Consider the following 17,217-nt stretch of genomic DNA (forward strand, 5'->3'; position numbering starts at 1 on the left):
GGTCACCGTCGTCAGAACTCCGTTCCGCGGCGCGCGCGCTGGCCGTCGTCGAACGGGTGCGCCACCTTCCGAACGTTCGTGATCAGGTCGGCGACGCCGTCGAGGTACGTCGGCTCCGCGTGGCCGCCGGTGAGGACGAGTTCGAGCCCGTCCGGCGTCGACTCGACGAGGTCGATGACCGCCCCGGGATCGACGAGCCCACGGTCTGCCGCGTACAGGATCTCGTCTAAGATGAGCATGTGGACGCCCGCGTCGGGGTCGCCGTCGAGCGGGATCGGAGCGTCGAGGTCGGCCGCGCGTGCGCCGTCGACGAGCGCCTCCGCCCGCTCGAAGGCGGCCAGCGCTTTCGCCTCGTGGTCGTCGTCCGCGGAGCCGTCGAGCAGCCCGTGCCAGCCGTAGTGGCCGGCGTTCTCGAAGGAGAATCCCGGCATCGCCGCGATGGCGTTGTACTCGCCGCGGACGGCGTCGACGCTGTCGGCACCGCCCTTCATGAACTGGAGCATGTGGACGCGGTAGCCGTGGCCGGCCGCCCGAAATCCCATCCCCATCGCCGCCGTCGTCTTCCCCTTGCCGTCGCCCCACCACGCCTGCACGAGTCCGAACTCCTCGGGCGCGGCCGGCGAGATCGACTCCGGCTCCGGAGCCGCGCCACCACCGGGAGACCGGGAGTCTGGGCGTTCGTCGTCGGTACCGTCGTCTGTGGATGTCTCAGTCGTCATGGGTGGAAAACCTCCGCTCGGTCGTCGGCGACGACGCCGTGTGCGGCGTCGGCCGGCGCACCGGGAAACTCGTCGTCCGGATACCGCGATCGCAGGCTCGCGCGGACCGCGTCCCGGACGCAGACGCGGGCGGCCGCGCCGACCGGCGTCGCGCTGCCCGAGAAGGACGCCGGGTCGCCGGTCGGGTCGTCGCCGACGACCACCGCGTCGCTCGTCGTCCCCGGGACGCCCGCCGCGTCGAGCAGCGTCGCCGCCTTCGCCTCGGCCGCGACGGCGACGAGGTTGGCCGCGGCACCGGGCGCGAGCCGCCGGGTCGTCCCGAGGATCAGGTTGACGGTGCCGGGTCCGTGCGGGGGCGACTCGGCCGGGTCGACCGGGAGAGACGGGTCGACCGCGGCCGTCCGGCTCGCTCCGCCTTCGGGATTCATCGACAGCGTCGCGGGGTTCGAGAGCCCGGCGGTCGCGTACGCGACGACCGGACCGCTCCGCGCGCCGCGGGCGTGCTCCATCGCCACCCCGGTGAACAGCGTGGGCGGGTCGTCGCGGTCGGCGGTCGGAGCGCGTGAGCGGTCGGGGTCGCGGCCATCGTCGCGGTCGGCATGGCTGTCGGGGTCGCGGTCGACACCGTTCGCCTCTCCGCCGAATCCCGCGCGCGCAAGCCGCTCGTCGCGGTACGCCGCGAGGTCGGTCCGCTCGAACCCCTCGGGCACCGAGACGTTGTAGGCGGCGTCGCCCCGCGAGCGGCCGCCCGCCCAGCCGGTCGAGAGCCAGCGCGTCCCCGGCCGCCGCAGTCGGAGGACGCCCTCGCTGACGGTCGCGTCAAACACCGTCGTCCACCCCTAGCGCCGCGAGCAGACGGTCGTTCTCGTCCGGTCTCCGCACCGCGACGCGGACGTGCGAGTCGAGCCCGCGGAAGGTCGTCGCGTCGCGGACCGCGACCCCGCGCTCGCGGGCGGCCGCGACGACCGCGTCGACGGAGCGGCCGGCGGGAGGTTCGCCGTCATCGCAACCACCGCCGACGTCGACGAGCAGGAACGGGGCGTTCGAGGGGGAGACGGCGTAGCGCGTCCGGAGGGACTCGCGAAGCCGCTCGCGCTCCGCCCGCACGCGCTCTCGGGTCTCCCGGATGAACCCCTCCTGCCGCATGCAGTGCGCGCCCGTTGCGAGCGCCGGAGCGCTCACGTTCCACGCGCGTCGCGCACCGCGCATCGCCGCTCCGAGGCCGCCGGTCGCGACCGCGAATCCCGCCCGGATCCCGGGGAGCCCGAACAGCTTCGTGAGAGAGCGGGCGACGACGACGCCGTCGGTCCCCGCAAGCGAGGGGCGATCGGTGAACCCCCGGAACGCCTCGTCGACGAGCAGCGGCGTCTCGGTCGCCCGACAGCGCGCCGCGAACCGCTCCAACTCGGCGGGGGCGTAGTCTGACCCCGTCGGGTTGTTCGGCGCGCAGACGACCGCGAGCGCGTGATCCGCGGGGTCGGCCTCCAAGACCGCATCCGCCGGGACGAAGACGGGATCTCCGCCCTGCAGTCGCACCTCGCGGGCGTACTCGCCGAAGCTCGGGGCGGGCACGAGGACGGTGTCGCCGTCGTCGACCGCCAGCGACACGGCGAGCCGGATCGCAGCGAGCCCGCCGGGCGTCGGCACCACTGCGTCCGGATCGCAGTCGACGTACTCGGCCGCCGCCCGCCGGAAGTCGGCCGGCGGCTCCGGCGGGTAGGTCCGCGCCGAGTCGAACGCCGCCCGGTAGACGGCCTCGACGCCGTCCGGGACCGCGGGGTTCGTGTTCGCCGAGAAATCCAGTACGTCGGGGTCGTCGCTGCTCCCGTGGGGCGCGCGGTCGAGGTCGGCGGCTCGGTCGAAGTGCATGGCGTGGGTGGCGAGTCAGTCGGTGGAAACGGCGTGTCAGCGAGTCGTCCGCCCCTCCGCGAGGAGCGCCTCGGCGATCCGAACGTCCGACGGGTAGTTGACGTTGACGGCGAGCCGGCGGTCGTCGGTGAGGTGGACGCCGTCGTCTGGCGTGGCGTCGAGTGCGTCCCCGCCCGCGTCACCGTCGTCCGGCGCGTCCCCGCTCTCCTCGGGGGTGCTCCCGCCACGACCACCGACCACGTTGATCCCCGCCGGGACGACGGCGCGGCCGTCGTTCTCGAACGCCCCGTCGGCACTGACGCCCAACTCGCGCTTGCGGTCCGCGGGGACGCAGACCGTGAGCGAGAGCGAGTCGGCGGCCGATTCGGCGGCGTCGAGCACGCGGTCGACCGCCTCGCCGTCGAGAAGAGGGAGGTCCGCGGCGACGGTGAGGACGGGGGGATCGGCGGTGGAGGTGCGACCGGCGCTGGAGGAACGACCGGCGTCGGCGTCGCTCTCAGTCAGCGCGTACCGAAGGTCGGCGACGTAGCCGTCGCCCGGGGCGTCGACGATCCGGAGGTCGGCGTCCGCGTGTTCACGCGCCGCCCGCTCGGCGAGGTGCGCCCGAGTCGCGGTCGCGTGCGGCGAGACGACGGCGCGGACCGCCTCGGTCCGACTCTCGGCGAGCGCCGCGAGGACGCGGTCGACCATCGACCGACCCGCGACCCGGACCAGCGGCTTCTCGGTGTCGCCGCCGAGGCGGGTTCCGCGGCCGCCGCACATCAGAAGCGCGTCCACGCGATCACCCCCGCGTGTAACGCGGCGACGCGCGCCAGTTCGGTCGTCGCACCGAGCACGTCGCCGGAGATTCCACCGAGCCGCCGCGCGCTCCACCGGCGGAGCGCGGCGGCGATCGCGAACGCGACGACGAACGCGGCGGCGAGAACCGAGGCAAACGAGCCGGCGACCGGCCACGCGAGCAGCGCCGCGGGCGTCGCGACGAGGAGGACGACGAGCGCGTCGCGGGGGGCGGTCGCGTCGGCGAGTGCCGATCCGAGTCCCTGGTGGGCGGCGTCGCCGACGCAGACGAGCGTCGCCGTCGCGGCCTTCGCTCCCACCTCGGCGACGACGACGATCGCGACCGCGGCGGCCGGAGCCGTCGACGCGATCGGGGCCAACGACAGTCCCGCCGTCGCGAGCCCGAGGACGACGAGCGCGAGCGCGACGGTGCCGCCGACGCCGAGCGCGGCGTCTTTCAGCACCGCCCGGCGCGCGTCGGCGTCGCCGTGGACGACCGCGGCGTCGCCGAGGTCCGCGACCCCGTCGAGGTGCGTGACCCCGGTCAGGGCGTAGATTCCGGCGACGAATCCGAACGCGACCGTCGACGCGGGCACGGGAGCGAGGAGCGGCAGGGCGACGAGCGCGCCGACGAGGTACCCGACGGCCGGGAGGCTCCACGGCGATCGCGAGAACGATTCCCACGCGGCCTCGTCGCGGCCGACCGGGAGGCGGGTGAGGAAGCCGAGCGCGCCCCGGATCGCCGCGGCGGCGTCCCCCAAGGCGGCGGCCCCCGCGCCGATCAGAGCCACGCGATCACCCCCGCGAGCGCGAGGAGCCAGCCCGCGGCGACGACGACCGCGACGCCGCCGGCCGCACCGACGAGCCGCACAGCGCGCTCGGCGTCGGCCGCGGTCGGGAGGTCGACGCCGGAGTTCAACGCGTAGCTCCCGGGCTTCTCGAGCCGGACGCCGAGGGCGGCCGCGCCGGTCGCCATCGGCCAGCCCGAGTTCGGCGAGGTCGGCTCGCGCGCCCACGGGCGGGCCCGCCGGAGGACACCGGTAGGGGAGCCACCGTGGACCGCGAGCGCGGCGACGGCGAGACAGGCGGCGCTCGCGCGGGCGGGGAGGTACATGGCGAGGTCGTCGAGCCGGGCGCTCGCCCACCCGACCGGCTTCGAGCGGTAGCCGAGCATCGAGTCGAGCGTGTTCACCCCCTTGACCCAGACCGCGCCGGCGACGCCGAGCGGGAGCGCGAGCGACGTCGCGGTCGCGGTTCCGGCCGTCGCGGCGAACGCTCCGACGGTCGCACCGACCGCGAACCACCACAGGGGGGCGACGAACCCGTCCGCGAGGTTCTCGGTCGCGCTCTCGACGGCCGCGCTCCGGAGGTCGGCCGACGAGAGCGCCGTCGGGTCGCGGCCCACGAGCGCCCGGACCGACTCGCGGGCGGCCGCCGGATCCGTCTCGGTCAGCGCGACGACCTCGCTCGTGACGTCGAGCAGCATCCGGAGGCTCGCGGCCGCGAAGAGGACGCCGGCCGCGACCGCGACCGCGACGAGCGGGACCCCGGCAGCCCGCGGCCCGACCCCGGCCGCGACCGCGACGAGGACGCCGAGAGCGACCGCGGCGGCGAGCGGGAGCGCTACCGCGACCGCGACGCCGACGAGACGGGGTCGGCTCCACTCCCGATCGGTCCGATCGACCAGCGAGCCGAACCACGCGACGGGGTGGAGGCGTCTCGGCGGTTCGCCGACAGAGAGGTCGGCCGCGACGGCGAGAGCGAGGGCCGCGAGCGCGGGAGAGACGGGAGCGAGGAGGGAGGCCACGGGAGCGAGGTGGGAGGCGGCGGACATCGTCAGAGTCCGTCGAGGAACGCGTCGAACGCCCCGCTCTCGGGGTGGAGGTGACAGTACGTCCCGAGCGTTCGGTGTTCGATCAGCCCGTCGTGATCGCCGTCGATGCCGGTTCCGCGCTCGACCTCGAAGGCGAACCGAGCGTCGTCCGCGGCCTCGGCAGACGAGTAGTGGAACTCGTGGCCGCGGCGCGTCTCGCCCGCAGCGGCGGTCGGCGCGTCCCGCGTCGCGCGCAGCTCCACGTGGTCGAGCGCCTGATACCGCTCCCGCATCGTCACGTCGGCCGGGAGCGCGCCCGCCATCCGGTGCGTGTCGCCGTCGACGGTCGTCAGCGACTCGGCGAGAGCCATCAGCCCGCCGCACTCGCCGAGGACGGGCGTCCCGTCCGCGGCCGCGTCGGCGACGTCGGAGAGCGCCTGGCTCTCGGCGAGCGCCGCGGCGTGGTTCTCCGGGTAGCCGCCGGGGAGGTAGACCCCGTCGCAGGGGGGAAGCGGGTCGCCGGCGGTCGGCTCGAAGGTGACCACGGTCGCCCGCTCGCGCAGCCGCTCGACGGTGGCCGGGTAGACGAACCGGAAGGCGTCGTCGCGGGCGAGCGCGACGCGCGGGCGGTCGCAGTCGGTCTCCGTCGGACCGTCAGAGATCGCGGCCGCGTCGCCGGACGCGCCGACCGGCGTCGGCTCCCGAGCGGCCTCGATCAGTCGCTCGGTTCGGATCGCTTCGGCGGCCGCGCCGAGCGCGTCCTCGCCGATCGGCGACTCCTCGCCCATGTGCAACCCGAGGTGCCGATCCGGGATCTCTAGGTCGTCGCGGGGCGGGATACGGCCGAAGTACGTCAGTTCGTCCGGGAGCGCCTCGCGGATCCCGCGCGCGTGTCGGCCGCCGTGCGCGCGCTGGGCGATCACGCCGACCACGTCGACGTCGCGGCCGGCGCGCTCCGCGTACGTCTGAAATCCGAGGGCGGTCGCGGCGACGCTCTCCATGCCCGCGCTCGCGTCGACGACGAGCACCACGGGGAGGTCGAGCGCCTCGGCGACCGCGGCCGTGCTCGATTTGTCCCCGTCGTACAGTCCCATGACGCCCTCGACGACGCAGACGTCGCCCTCGCCCCGGGCGTAGTTCCGGCGGAGCCCCGCCTCGCCCTGCAGCCACAGGTCGAGCGTGCGCGAGGGTCGCCCCGCCACGTGCGCGTGGTGGCTCGGGTCGATGAAGTCCGGTCCCGCCTTCGCCGGCTGGACCGCGTGGCCGGCGTCGGAGAGCGCGCGGATCGCCGCGAGGGCGGCGACCGTCTTTCCCACCCCCGAACTGACGCCGCCGAGGACGACTCCCCTCATCGGGACCCGCCCCCGGTCGCATCCGCCGCCTCCCGCTCGGCCAGCAGCCGGTCGGTGATCGCCGCGACGCGGTCGCGCACCTCGGCGGCCGGCACCCCCGCGCGATCGGCGAGCGCCAGCGCGCCACCCATGCCGACGCCCTCTTTCGCCTCGCCGCGGGCGTACGCCGCCATCGCGGGGTGGTCGCTCGACCCGAACGCGGGGTCCGTCGCGGTGAGCGACAGGTCGAGGTCGGCGGCGAGCGCCGCCACGTCCGCGGTCGGGTCGTCCGCGACGAACGTCGTCGTCGCGAGCGGGAGCCGCCGATCGACGCCGGCGTGTCGCGCAAGCGCCGCGACCGCGGCCAGCTGGGTGCCCCCCGCGAGCGTCACGTCGACCTCGGCTTCGAGGGAGCCGACGACCAGCCCCGCGGCGGCGGCGAGCACGGGGTCACCCATCAGCCGGACCGCGTCGAGGGGGTCGCCGGCGGCGTCGCCGGCGGCGAGACCGCTCGCGGCGAGCCCCTCCTCGACGACGGCGCGCTTCCGTTCGAGCGGGTTGGCCGCGAGCGACGACGAGACGACCGGCCGCTCGCCGAGCGCGGTCAACACGCCGAGCGCGGTGGTAGTGCCGCCGGGGACCGTCTCGGCGACGAGGAGTTCGCCGGTCGCTCCCGGGCCCCCCTCGCCGGCGGCGATCTCGGGGGCGAGATTTCGGGCGGTCTCGAAGACCGCGGCGGCGTCCGGTACCGGCTCGCGGTCGCGCACGTCGCCGCCGGGGGAAGCGCCGACGCCGCGAACCGGCGCGCCGGTCGGCACCGCGAGCCCGGCGTCGATCGCGGTGAAACTGAACCCCACCCGCTCTCTGACCGCCCGGGTGACGACCGCCGGCGTCGGACAGCCGGAGGGACTGACGGGGACCGGCGAGTCGGGCGCGGGGCTCCCGTCCGCGACGATCTCGAGGTCGGCGCTCGGCGTGTGCGTCCGAAGCTCCGGGTCGGCACCCGCGGCGCTGATGCCGTCGATCGCGGCCGTCGCCGTCGTTCCGGCGACGGCGACGAGGGTCACCTCGGACACGCGCCACCTCCGCGTCCGCTCCCGTGTCGACCGCGACCGCGCCCGGCGCCCACGACCGTCGACCGCGGTGGGTTCGAGTACATCTACTGGCGACTGATTAGCACAAGCGGACTTTAATCGATCGGGTCGCGGCCTCTGCGGTCTCGGACGCGGACGGAACGGCGCACCTCGACGGGCGGCGGTCGGTCGCACGACCGCCGAGTCAGACGACGAGGTACTCTTCGAGCCGCTGGCGGTCGGCGACTCCCTCGCCGTTGATCTCGTCTACGATCGTCCCGTGGTCGATCGCGTAACACCGCTCCGAGAGCCCCTGAATCACCGAGAGATTCTGTTCGACGAAGAGGATCGTCGTCCCGAACGTCTCGTTGATCCGTTCGAGGTCGGCCGTGATCGACTGGACGATCGACGGCTGGACCCCCTCGGAGGGCTCGTCGACGACCAGCAGGTCGGGGTCGCCGACGAGCGCACGCCCGATGGCGAGCATCTGCTGTTGCCCGCCGCTCATCGTGCCGGCGTCCTGGTCCGCGCGCTCTTCGAGGATCGGGAAATAGTCGTACACCTGCTCGTAACGGGTCTCGTCGCCCTCGCCGATCCCCTCACCGAGAGCGAGGTTCTGCTCGACGGTCAGCCCCGAGAACACGTCGCGGCCCTGCGGCACGTAGCCGATTCCACCGCGAGCGTGGACGTCCGCGGGCTCGCCGGTGACGTCCGTACCGTTGAACCGGATCGTCCCGGACTCGGGCGCGAGAAGCCCCATGATCGCCTTCAACAGCGTGGTCTTCCCGACGCCGTTCCGACCGACGATACCGACGATCTCGCCGTCTTCGACGGTGAGATCGACGTCGCGGAGGATCGGCGTACCGTCGTACCCGGCGTCGAGGCTCGACACCTCGAGGCTCACGCGTTCTCACCCAGGTAGATCCGACGGACGTCCTCGTCGGCTTCGATCTCCTCTATCGGTCCCTCCCGGAAGATCTCTCCTTGGTTCAACACCGTGACGCGGTCCGATATCCGGCGGACGAAGTCCATGTCGTGTTCGACGACGAGGAACGTCATGCCGTCGTCGTGCAGCGAGCGGATCAGCGAGGCGATGTCGGCAGTTTCGTCGACTGACATACCCGCGACGGGCTCGTCGAGCAGCATGAGCGTCGGATCGAGCGTCACCGCCATGCCGATCTCCAGCCGCTGTTTCTCGCCGTGAGAGAGGTCGCTGGCCGGTTCCTCCCGCTTGGCCGCGAGCGCAGTCCGATCCAAGGTTTCGGCCAACACCCGTCCCGTGTCGCGGTCGGTCCGCTGGAGCGGCACCCGGAGGTTCTCCTCGACGGAGAGGTTCTCGTAGACGTGCGGCGACTGGAACTTGACGCTGATCCCGGTGTCGATCCGGTCGTGCGTGTCCATCTCGGTGAGGTCCGTCCCGTCGAAGTAGATGTCGCCCTCACTCGGCGAGAGCTGCCCCGTGATCAGTTCGAGCAGCGTGCTCTTCCCGGCGCCGTTCGGTCCGATGAGACACCGTATCTCACCCTCCTCGACCGAGAAGTCGACGCCGTCGACCGCGGTCAGTCCGCCGAAGTTCTTCGTGAGTTGCTTGGTGGCAAGTACCGTGCTCGTCGCGCCGCCGGTCGCGGCGACCGCCGGCTTCCGTCTGACGTTGATGTCCTGTGGTGTGCTCATTCGGCTGGTTCCTCCGTGGCCGGTGTCGACTGCGACCGCTCGTCGCGTTTCTCGCGCAGTTCGCCAACGAAGTCGTCGAGCGCCGGCACGACGCCGGCGGGCAGAAAGAGGATGACGCCGAGCAGGAGCCCGCCGACGATCACGAGAGCCCACTCGGAGCCGACCGGGCCGATCCCGCTCGACAGCCCGGTCCGCATGCGTTCGATCGCCAGCGTCGCGCCGATCGCCCCGAGCAGCGACTCGCGGCCGCCGACGCTGACCCAGACGACGGGAAGCGCGGCGAAGGCGATCCCGAAGACGCTCGGGTCGATGTAGTTGCCCCAGCTGGCGTAGAAGACGCCGCCGACGGCGGCCAGCGCGCCGCCGATCGTGAAGACGACGAGCTTCACGAACGGCACGTCGTAGCCGAACGTCGTGGTCCGGGCCTCGTCTTCGCGGACCGCGACCATCGTCATCCCGAAGCTGCCGTTGACGAGGACGCGGAGCCCGAGATACGCGGCGACGAGCGCGACGAGCAGGGCGTAGTAGAGCCCGACTCCCTCCAACACCAGCGCGGTCTCGCCGACGCCGATCGTGAGGCTGGGGATGTTCGTCATCCCGTTGAACCCGCCGAGTTGGGCCGCGCCGACGGCCCACTCGCTACCGGCGGTCTGAGCCATGAACGTGTTCAACACCAGCGCGACGACGAGCGTCATGATCGTGACGTAGGTCTCTCGAACGCCACCGTAGAACATGAAGTAGCCGAGCAGCGCCGCGCTCAGCGTCCCGGCGAGCAGCGCGCCGACGATGGCGAGGCCGACGCCTATCGACGACGAGAAGTTGATCCCGATCACGCCGAACGCGTAGGCAGAGACGCCGAAGAAGGCCACCTGCCCGAAGCTCAACACGCCCGCGTACCCCCAGATGAAACAGAGGCTCAGGGCGAGAAACGAGAGCGCGAGGTATCGCGAACTCTGGATGACCGTGTACGGGTCGGTCGTCAGCGGGTAGGCGGCGAGCGCCGCGACCGCGACGACGAAGCCGATCCAGAACGGCGCCGACTCGCCGATCGTGTTCGGGCCTTCGAGCCGGTCGCGGAGGCGGCCGACGAGCGAGGTCGAGCCGCCGTCGAGGCGGTCGCTCATTCCTCGGCCCTCCGGCGTTGCCGCCAGTCCTCGACGTACCCCGTGATCCCGTCGGGCAGGAGTCGGAGCGCGACGATGGCGACGAGCAACAGCAGCATCTGCCCGACGAACGTTCCGAAGAGGAAGCTCCCGGTCGCGTTGAACACGCTGAGGACGCCGGCCGCCGACAGCGTGCCGACGATCACCGACGGCCCGCCGACGACGACGGCGACGAACGCCTCGACGAGGAACGTGCTCCCGCGGTTGGGCGTGATCGAGCCGAGCGCGGGCGCGTACAGCGCCCCGGTGAGCCCGGCGAGCGCGGAGCCGATGGCGAACGTCGCGGTGTACATCCTATCGGTGTCGATCCCCATCGCCCGAGCGGTCTCGGGGTCCTCGATGGTCGCCCGCGCTTTGATCCCGAACCGAGTTCGGGTGAAAAGCGCGTAGAGCCCGGCGAGAACCACGAGCGCGACCGCCGGGAGGAAGACGCTCCGGTAGACCGACGAGGAGAACGGCCCGTAGGCGACGCTGCCCATCGGCGTCGAGATGCTGTCGAGGCTCGACCCGAAGACGATCAACAGCAGCTGGGAGACCACGAGCGCCAGCCCCCACGTCGCGACCATGGAGTCCAGAAGCCGGTCGTAGAACCGGTTGACTATCGCCCACTCGACGAGGATGCCGAAGACCGTCGTGGCGACGATGCCGACGCCCATCGCGATCGGTAACGGAACTCCCGCGTGGTACGGCAGCGCGGTGCCGTAGACGCCGATCAGGATGAACTCGCCGTGCGCGAGATTGATGACGCCCATCATGCCGAAGATGATCGCCAGCCCGACGGTCGCGAGGACGATGAACCCGAAGCTGTTCAGGAACTGGAACAGCAGGGCGATCAGGCTGTACGCCGAGAACGTCAGCGGCGTGGCCGTCGCCTCGATCACGGTGCTCCCCCGGCGCGCGGACGCACACCGTTACCAGTCCGGTCGTGTCGGCGGTCCGGTTCACCGGCGTTCGCTGCGCTCTCAGACATCGTAGACATCGCTCGGGACGTACTGGGTCGTTTTGTCTTCCTCGCGGAGGTCACAGCCGTCGCCGCCCTCGACCTCCTCGCGGAGGAAGCTCGGATCGATTCGCTCGTTGTTGGTGAACGATATGTCGTGGTTCTCGTCGGCGCGGGCGACCCGCATCTCGTGTTCCATGTGGTGGGTCGCGCCGTCCAGCGTGAGGTCGCCCGAGGGCGCGCTGACGTCGCGGCCCGCTTCGAGGACGCTGATGACCTCCTGTTGATCGAAGGTGCCGGCCTCCTCGACCGCGTCCGCCCACAGGTACACCGAGAAGTAGTTGTTCTGGGCCTCCTGATTGAGGTAGTTCGCGTCCGGCCAGCGCTCGTAGAAGTCCTCGACGAAGTTCTCGCCCTCGCGGAGGTCACCGAGTTCTTCCATGTAACTCACGCCGGCGTAGACGTTCGTGAGCGCCGGCGGGTCGTAGCGGATGTGCTCGTGTCCCTGCGCCATCGCCGTCGAGGTGCCGATCGGAATCGATTCGAGGTCGTTTGTCGCCCGCTGGTCGTAGAAGTTCTCGTGGTTGGCTCCCACGAGCATCGACATGATGAAGTCGGGATCCTCGTCCTGGATCCGGTTGATGACCGATGAGAAGTCGGTCTCGTCCAGCGGGATGTACTCCTCGCCGACGATGTTGTAGTCGTTCTCCTGTGCGAGGACGTTCACCCAGTCACCGGAGAGCTGGCCGAAGTTGTAGTCGGCGGCGATGATGTAGATGTCCTCGCCGAACTCATCGGCGAGGTACGGCGTCACGATCCCGAGCTGCTGGCGCGCGGTCGCGCCGACCGGGAAGATCGTGTTGTCACAGACGCCGCCCTCGTACTGGGTCGTGTAGAAGTACAGCTGCTCGTTCTCGTTGATGATCGGCCGGATGGCCTCGCGGGTCGCCGAGGAGTAGCCGGCCCAGAGCGCGTCGACCTCGTCTTGGAGGATCAGTCGCTCCGTGAGTTCCTGGTACCGGGAGTTGTCGGACTGCGGGTCGGGGTCGACGATCTCTATCTCCTCCCCGAGAAGCCCCCCGTTCTCGTTGATCTCCTCGATGGCGAGCCGGGTCGCCTGCCACTTCGAGGTCCCGTTGAGCTGGAAGTTCCCCGATCGGTCTTCGAGAATTCCGACGGTCGGCCCGCTGCCCCCGCCACCTCCCCCACCGGAACACCCGGCCAGCGAGACGCCGAGCGCGGTCGCACCGGACGCCAACACCGACCGCCGAGACAGCGAGCGGTGCGTCATTCGCGCCCCGCGAGAACAGCCGCAGATTTTTGAATAGATACGACCCGAGTAGCGATTTTCCAAATCGATTGTCCGCTCATATCGACACTCACTCGGTGATAATGGAATTATAAAAGCCCTTCCTCGAATGACCTACGAAGAGGAAATACACTCATAGTTGCCTGATAGAAATAATATACGATAATATACTGACCGATCGTTTTATCGTATACCGAATTACATCTGATACAGACAAGATATTTCAAACGACGAGACGATAACCGACCACTTCGACGATCGGAGGTAATGTGGGTTGAGTAATACGATCTGCGGCGCGCTCGCGCGAGCGCGGTCCGCGCGGAGAAGTAGCCAACCAGTACACCTAACCAGCCGGGGAAGCGTATTCGACGTAGTCGTGTCGAGCAGCTTACTCCCGGTTATCGCGATGATACTGGTCTCGGGGCTGGCGGTGCAACTGCTCGCTCATCGCCTGCGAATTCCGAGCGTCATCTTCTACCTCCTCATCGGCGTGGTGTTGGGGCCGGAGGTGCTGGGGGTCGTGACGCTCGAAACGTTCGGGAGCGGACTGGAGATCATCGTCGGGCTCAGCGTCGCGATCATCGTCTTCGAAGGGGCGTTCGCCTTGGAGATCGACCGTATCAGGCGCGCGTCGACGGTGTCGCTCCGGCTCGTGACGATTAGCGCGCTCGTGATGTTCCTCGGAACCGCGGCGGCCGTTCGGACCTTCGAAGGGGCGAGCTGGGAGATCGCGCTGCTCGTCGGCGCGCTGCTCGTGGCGACCGGACCGACGGTCATCACGCCGATCCTCGACGTCGTCCGCGTCAGGGACCACGTCGCGACGGCGCTCGAAACGGAAGGGATCATCAACGACGTGACGGCCGCGATCGTCGCGGTGGTCATCTTCGAGACGCTGCTGCTCGACGACCTCGGCGTCCGGGCGACCGTCGGCGCGTTCCTCCAGCGGTTCGGCGTCGGCGTGGCCGCGGGCGTGCTGGCGACGGTCGTCATCTACCTGCTGTTGGAAAGCGACTTCGTCCCGGAGCGAGACGTGCAGGCCTCGCAGTTCCTGGTGTTGGCGGCGGCGGTCGGGTCGTTCGCGGCCGCGGAGGCCGTCGCCGCCGAGGCCGGGATCGCGGCCGCGGCGACGAGCGGCATGCTGCTCGGGAACCTCGACATCGACAACCGCGAGGAGATCGAGCGGTTCGCACAGAACACGACGCTCATCGTGCTGTCGTTCGTGTTCATCTCGCTGGCCGCGCTGATCGACGTGGCCGCGATCCGGAGCCTCGGCCTGGGCGCGGTCGCGCTCGTGGCCGTGATCATGCTCGTGCTCCGGCCGCTCGGGGCGTTCATCGCCACCGCCGGCGTCGAGCGGTTCACGCGGCCGGAGCGGCTGTTCATCGCGGGGGTCGGTCCGCGGGGGATCATCCCGGCGAGCGTGGCGACGCTGTTCGCGATCGAACTGGAGCTGGCGGGAAACATCGCGGCCGGACAGCTGCTCGTCGGGACGGTGTTCGCCGTCATCTTCGCGACCGTCGCGATCGAGGCGGGGCTCGCGCGCCAGATCGGCGACTTCCTCGGAGTGACACCAATGCGCACGATAATCGTCGGCGGGGGCCGGGTCGGCCGGGCGCTCGCCACACGACTGGAGAATCGGGGCGAGTTCGTCGTCATCGTCGAACGCGACGGCGACGAAGCCGAACGAACGCGGACGGAGGGGTTCACCGTGCGCGAGGGCGACGGCAGCGACGCGGAGACGTTACGCGACGCGCGCGTCGACGAGGCGAAGCGTTTCGTCGCGACGACAGCGGACGACGACATCAACCTCCTCGCCTGCCAGCTCGCCAGAACGAAATTCGGGGTCGACGCGGTGTACTCGCGCGTGAACGACCCGACGAACGTCGACGCCTTCGAGAGCATCGACGTGACCTCGATCGACTCGTCGACGGCGACCGCGGTGGCGATCGACGACGAGATCGAGCGACCGGCGCTCGCCCACTGGATGAACGAACTCGGCGACGACCACGACGTACAGGAGATCGTCGTGACGGCCGAGGGCGTCGCCGGCAAGACGATTCGGGATCTCAACTCGACGATCCCCGACGGCGCGTTCGTCGCCGTCGTCAGCCGGGACGGAGAGAACTACGTTCCGTCGGCCGATCGCGTGGTCGAGCGCGGCGACCACGTCACGTTCGTCGGCGACGCCGGCGCGGTCAGGCAAGCGATGAACCGGTTCCACCCGCACGATTAGCCGCCGCGGCTCGCTACGCTCGCAGTATTGTGCTGAGAGAAACGTCCTGATGGAGTCCTGCGCGAGCGAAGCGAGCGCAGGGCACGTCAGGGCGCGAACGCGCGGCTGTCGAACGAAGTGAGACAGTCGCAAAGTGAACGTCCTGACGGAGATTTGAACTCGAAAAGACGATCCGGTCGCTCACTGCGTTCGCTCCCGGCTGCGACTTTTCTGCTCAAATCTCCGCGGAGTTTTTCGAGGCACGTACGGCTCGCTGCGCTCGCAGCGTTGTTCTGAAAGAAATGTCCTGACGGAGTCCTGCGCGAGCGAAGCGAGCGCAGGGCACGTCAGGACGCGAACGCGCGGCTGTCGAACGAAGTGAGACAGCCGCAAAGTGAACGTCCTGACGGAGATTTGAACTCCGGTCCCTGGCTCCGCAAGCCAAGAGGATAGTCCACTACCCTACCAGGACTCAATACGACGTACCGCGGTTGAACTTAAGACGGTTACGGTCCGCAAGCCCTGTGGCGAACGGTCGCACGCGTCGTGGACGGCGGCGAAAATAGGCGACAGCGGGGCGATCTGTAGAGACCAACGAGAGCACGGCGGGTGCAGATCCGGACTGCACACCTTTTGTATCGGCGGGGACCACGAACGGGTATGACGAGGCTTCGAACGGCGAGGGCGACGCTGCGGAACCGGCCGATAGCGGCGGGTATTTCGGCCGCGAGACCCCGGCAAGGACAACGTTTATCCGCGGACTCGACAACCGAAGAGGTACGCGTATGGGAGTGATAGAGGACGTCTACGAGGATCTCGACACGGACGTCGAGTTCGAGGAGTTCGAGGCGGCCGTCGAGGACAAAGTCGAGCAGATGGGCGGGCTCGCCGACGACGAGACCGCCGCGATGCTCATCGCCCACGAACTCCGCGACGAGGAGGCCGACACGATCGCTGACATCGAACCCGGCATGAACGACGTGAAGTTCCTCGGGAAGGTGACCTCCATCGGCGAGATTCGGACGTTCGACCGCGACGACGAAGATGCCGAAGAGGGACGCGTCTGTAACATCGACGTGGCCGACGCGTCCGGCTCCGTGCGAGTCGCGCTCTGGGACGATATGGCGGGAGCGGCCGAAGACCAACTCGAGGTCGGGCAGGTGCTCCGCGTCATGGGCCGACCGAAAGAAGGCTACAGCGGGCTCGAAGTGAGCGCCGACAAGGTCGAGCCGGACGAGGACGCGGAGGTCGACGTGCAGGTGCTCGACACTTACCGCGTCGATGACCTCTCGCTCGGTGCCTCCGACGTCGACCTCGTCGGGCAGGTGCTCGATACGGACGCGGTCCGGACGTTCGACCGCGACGACGGCAGCGAGGGGCGCGTCGCGAACCTCACCGTCGGCGACGAGACCGGACGCGTGCGCGTCACGCTGTGGGACGACAAGGCCGACCTCGCCGACGAGTTCGCGGCGGGCGAGGTGGTCGAGGTCGGTGACGGGTACGTCCGCGAGCGCGACGGCGATCTGGAGCTGCACGTCGGCGACCGCGGAACGGTCGAGCGCGTCGACGAGGACGTGGAGTACGTCCCGGAGACGACCGACATCGCCGACGTGGAGATCGGCCAGACCGTCGACATCGGCGGCGGCGTCATCGAGACGGACCCAAAGCGGACGTTCGACCGCGACGACGGCAGCGAAGGTCAGGTGCGGAACGTCCGGATCAAAGACGAGACGGGAGAGATCCGCGTCGCGCTCTGGGGCGACAAGGCCGACCGCGAGGTCGATCTCGCGGACCGCGTCGTCTTCACCGACATCGAGATCCAAGACGGCTGGCAGGACGACCTCGAGGCGTCGGCGAACTGGCGATCGACGGTCGCGGTCCTCGACGGAGAGGCGGGCTCGGCGACGGACGGCGCGGCGACGGGCGGTTCGGGAGCCGACGGCGGGAGTCCGAAGGAGAGCGAAACCGGACTCGACGCGTTCGGAGACACCGGCGACGGGAGCGACGCTGACGGAACTCCCGCCAGCGGAACGGCAACCGACGGCGTCGCAGCCGGCGGAGCGGCCGACGGCGGCGCGGCGGCCGCAACGGCGGAGCGAACGGACGGTGACGAGGTCGAGTTCACCGGAACGGTCGTCCAGACCGGAGATCCCGTGGTGGTAGACGACGGTCAGCAGACGAAGCGGGTCGAGACAGACGCGAGCCTCCGACTTGGCGAGGAAGTCACCGTCCGCGGGGCGGAGCGGGACGGGACGATCCACGCCGAAGACGTGTTCTGATCGGGGGAGCGAACGCGACCGCAGACGTGTCGAGACCGATCGCGGAAGGCGTCTAACG

At 70.3% G+C, this 17,217-nt stretch carries 15 protein-coding genes and 1 tRNA gene; 2 read left to right on the top strand and 14 right to left on the bottom strand.

Features of this window, described 5'->3' with window-relative positions:
- Positions 1 to 11: 11 nt before the first annotated feature.
- The 13 genes from ACZ45C_RS02030 to ACZ45C_RS02090 all read right to left on the bottom strand — a co-directional run bounded on the left by ACZ45C_RS02030 (position 12) and on the right by ACZ45C_RS02090 (position 12,650).
- Positions 12 to 719 (bottom strand): cob(I)yrinic acid a,c-diamide adenosyltransferase, encoded by a 708-nt coding sequence (locus ACZ45C_RS02030; RefSeq protein WP_460561685.1) that lies wholly within the window; start codon positions 717 to 719, stop codon positions 12 to 14.
- The gene (locus ACZ45C_RS02035; protein WP_460561687.1) at positions 716 to 1,546 is read right to left on the bottom strand and encodes an adenosylcobinamide amidohydrolase; all 831 of its coding nucleotides are present in this window, start codon (positions 1,544 to 1,546) and stop codon (positions 716 to 718) included. The genes ACZ45C_RS02030 and ACZ45C_RS02035 overlap by 4 nt, the downstream gene beginning before the upstream one ends.
- The gene (locus tag ACZ45C_RS02040; protein WP_460561689.1) at positions 1,539 to 2,588 is read right to left on the bottom strand and encodes an aminotransferase class I/II-fold pyridoxal phosphate-dependent enzyme; all 1,050 of its coding nucleotides are present in this window, start codon (positions 2,586 to 2,588) and stop codon (positions 1,539 to 1,541) included. The genes ACZ45C_RS02035 and ACZ45C_RS02040 overlap by 8 nt, the downstream gene beginning before the upstream one ends.
- A gap of 36 nt (positions 2,589 to 2,624) precedes the next feature.
- Positions 2,625 to 3,350, bottom strand: a complete 726-nt coding sequence (locus ACZ45C_RS02045; RefSeq protein ID WP_460561814.1) for an NTP transferase domain-containing protein — start codon at positions 3,348 to 3,350, stop codon at positions 2,625 to 2,627.
- Complete coding sequence (cobS, locus tag ACZ45C_RS02050) at positions 3,350 to 4,156, bottom strand: adenosylcobinamide-GDP ribazoletransferase (protein WP_460561691.1); 807 nt, start codon at positions 4,154 to 4,156, stop codon at positions 3,350 to 3,352. The genes ACZ45C_RS02045 and cobS overlap by 1 nt, the downstream gene beginning before the upstream one ends.
- A complete protein-coding gene (gene cbiB / locus ACZ45C_RS02055; protein WP_460561693.1) occupies positions 4,147 to 5,199 on the bottom strand; it encodes an adenosylcobinamide-phosphate synthase CbiB in 1,053 nt (350 codons plus the stop codon). Before cbiB ends, cobS begins: the two co-directional genes overlap by 10 nt.
- A gap of 2 nt (positions 5,200 to 5,201) precedes the next feature.
- Entirely contained in the window at positions 5,202 to 6,530 is a 1,329-nt protein-coding gene (locus ACZ45C_RS02060; RefSeq protein WP_460561694.1) for a cobyrinic acid a,c-diamide synthase, read from the bottom strand.
- A complete protein-coding gene (locus ACZ45C_RS02065; RefSeq protein WP_460561696.1) occupies positions 6,527 to 7,777 on the bottom strand; it encodes a nicotinate-nucleotide--dimethylbenzimidazole phosphoribosyltransferase in 1,251 nt (416 codons plus the stop codon). The genes ACZ45C_RS02060 and ACZ45C_RS02065 overlap by 4 nt, the downstream gene beginning before the upstream one ends.
- A gap of 10 nt (positions 7,778 to 7,787) precedes the next feature.
- A complete protein-coding gene (locus ACZ45C_RS02070; protein ID WP_460561698.1) occupies positions 7,788 to 8,486 on the bottom strand; it encodes an ABC transporter ATP-binding protein in 699 nt (232 codons plus the stop codon).
- On the bottom strand, positions 8,483 to 9,256 hold the full coding sequence (locus tag ACZ45C_RS02075; RefSeq protein ID WP_460561700.1) for an ABC transporter ATP-binding protein: 774 nt from the start codon (positions 9,254 to 9,256) through the stop codon (positions 8,483 to 8,485). Before ACZ45C_RS02075 ends, ACZ45C_RS02070 begins: the two co-directional genes overlap by 4 nt.
- Positions 9,253 to 10,380, bottom strand: a complete 1,128-nt coding sequence (locus ACZ45C_RS02080) for an ABC transporter permease subunit (protein WP_460561702.1) — start codon at positions 10,378 to 10,380, stop codon at positions 9,253 to 9,255. The genes ACZ45C_RS02075 and ACZ45C_RS02080 overlap by 4 nt, the downstream gene beginning before the upstream one ends.
- Positions 10,377 to 11,300 (bottom strand): urea ABC transporter, permease protein UrtB, encoded by a 924-nt coding sequence (urtB, locus tag ACZ45C_RS02085; protein ID WP_460561704.1) that lies wholly within the window; start codon positions 11,298 to 11,300, stop codon positions 10,377 to 10,379. The genes ACZ45C_RS02080 and urtB overlap by 4 nt, the downstream gene beginning before the upstream one ends.
- An 81-nt stretch (positions 11,301 to 11,381) precedes the next feature.
- Positions 11,382 to 12,650: an urea ABC transporter substrate-binding protein gene (locus tag ACZ45C_RS02090; protein WP_460561706.1), complete on the bottom strand. Its 1,269-nt coding sequence runs from the start codon at positions 12,648 to 12,650 to the stop codon at positions 11,382 to 11,384.
- A gap of 424 nt (positions 12,651 to 13,074) precedes the next feature.
- Here ACZ45C_RS02090 and ACZ45C_RS02095 point away from each other — a divergent pair, with 424 nt between their 5' ends.
- Entirely contained in the window at positions 13,075 to 14,901 is a 1,827-nt protein-coding gene (locus tag ACZ45C_RS02095) for a cation:proton antiporter domain-containing protein (protein WP_460561708.1), read from the top strand.
- A 378-nt stretch (positions 14,902 to 15,279) separates the two neighbouring features.
- On the opposite strand, the gene ACZ45C_RS02100 is transcribed toward ACZ45C_RS02095, so the two are convergent.
- Positions 15,280 to 15,352, bottom strand: a tRNA-Arg gene (locus ACZ45C_RS02100).
- A gap of 313 nt (positions 15,353 to 15,665) precedes the next feature.
- Between ACZ45C_RS02100 and ACZ45C_RS02105 the strand changes: the two genes are divergently transcribed.
- Positions 15,666 to 17,159, top strand: coding sequence for a single-stranded DNA binding protein (locus tag ACZ45C_RS02105; protein WP_460561710.1), 1,494 nt, complete (start codon positions 15,666 to 15,668; stop codon positions 17,157 to 17,159).
- The last annotated feature ends 58 nt before the right edge of the window (positions 17,160 to 17,217 follow it).

The sequence above is a fragment of the Halorubrum pallidum genome (assembly GCF_055380345.1).

Coding starts and splice junctions, on each gene's coding strand:
- ACZ45C_RS02030 (WP_460561685.1), bottom strand. CDS start 719: ATGACGACTGAGACATCCACAGACGACGGTACCGACGACGAACGCCCA.
- ACZ45C_RS02040 (WP_460561689.1), bottom strand. CDS start 2,588: ATGCACTTCGACCGAGCCGCCGACCTCGACCGCGCGCCCCACGGGAGC.
- ACZ45C_RS02045 (WP_460561814.1), bottom strand. CDS start 3,350: ATGTGCGGCGGCCGCGGAACCCGCCTCGGCGGCGACACCGAGAAGCCG.
- cbiB (WP_460561693.1), bottom strand. CDS start 5,199: ATGTCCGCCGCCTCCCACCTCGCTCCCGTGGCCTCCCTCCTCGCTCCC.
- ACZ45C_RS02060 (WP_460561694.1), bottom strand. CDS start 6,530: ATGAGGGGAGTCGTCCTCGGCGGCGTCAGTTCGGGGGTGGGAAAGACG.
- ACZ45C_RS02075 (WP_460561700.1), bottom strand. CDS start 9,256: ATGAGCACACCACAGGACATCAACGTCAGACGGAAGCCGGCGGTCGCC.
- ACZ45C_RS02080 (WP_460561702.1), bottom strand. CDS start 10,380: ATGAGCGACCGCCTCGACGGCGGCTCGACCTCGCTCGTCGGCCGCCTC.
- ACZ45C_RS02090 (WP_460561706.1), bottom strand. CDS start 12,650: ATGACGCACCGCTCGCTGTCTCGGCGGTCGGTGTTGGCGTCCGGTGCG.
- ACZ45C_RS02095 (WP_460561708.1), top strand. CDS start 13,075: ATGATACTGGTCTCGGGGCTGGCGGTGCAACTGCTCGCTCATCGCCTG.
- ACZ45C_RS02105 (WP_460561710.1), top strand. CDS start 15,666: ATGGGAGTGATAGAGGACGTCTACGAGGATCTCGACACGGACGTCGAG.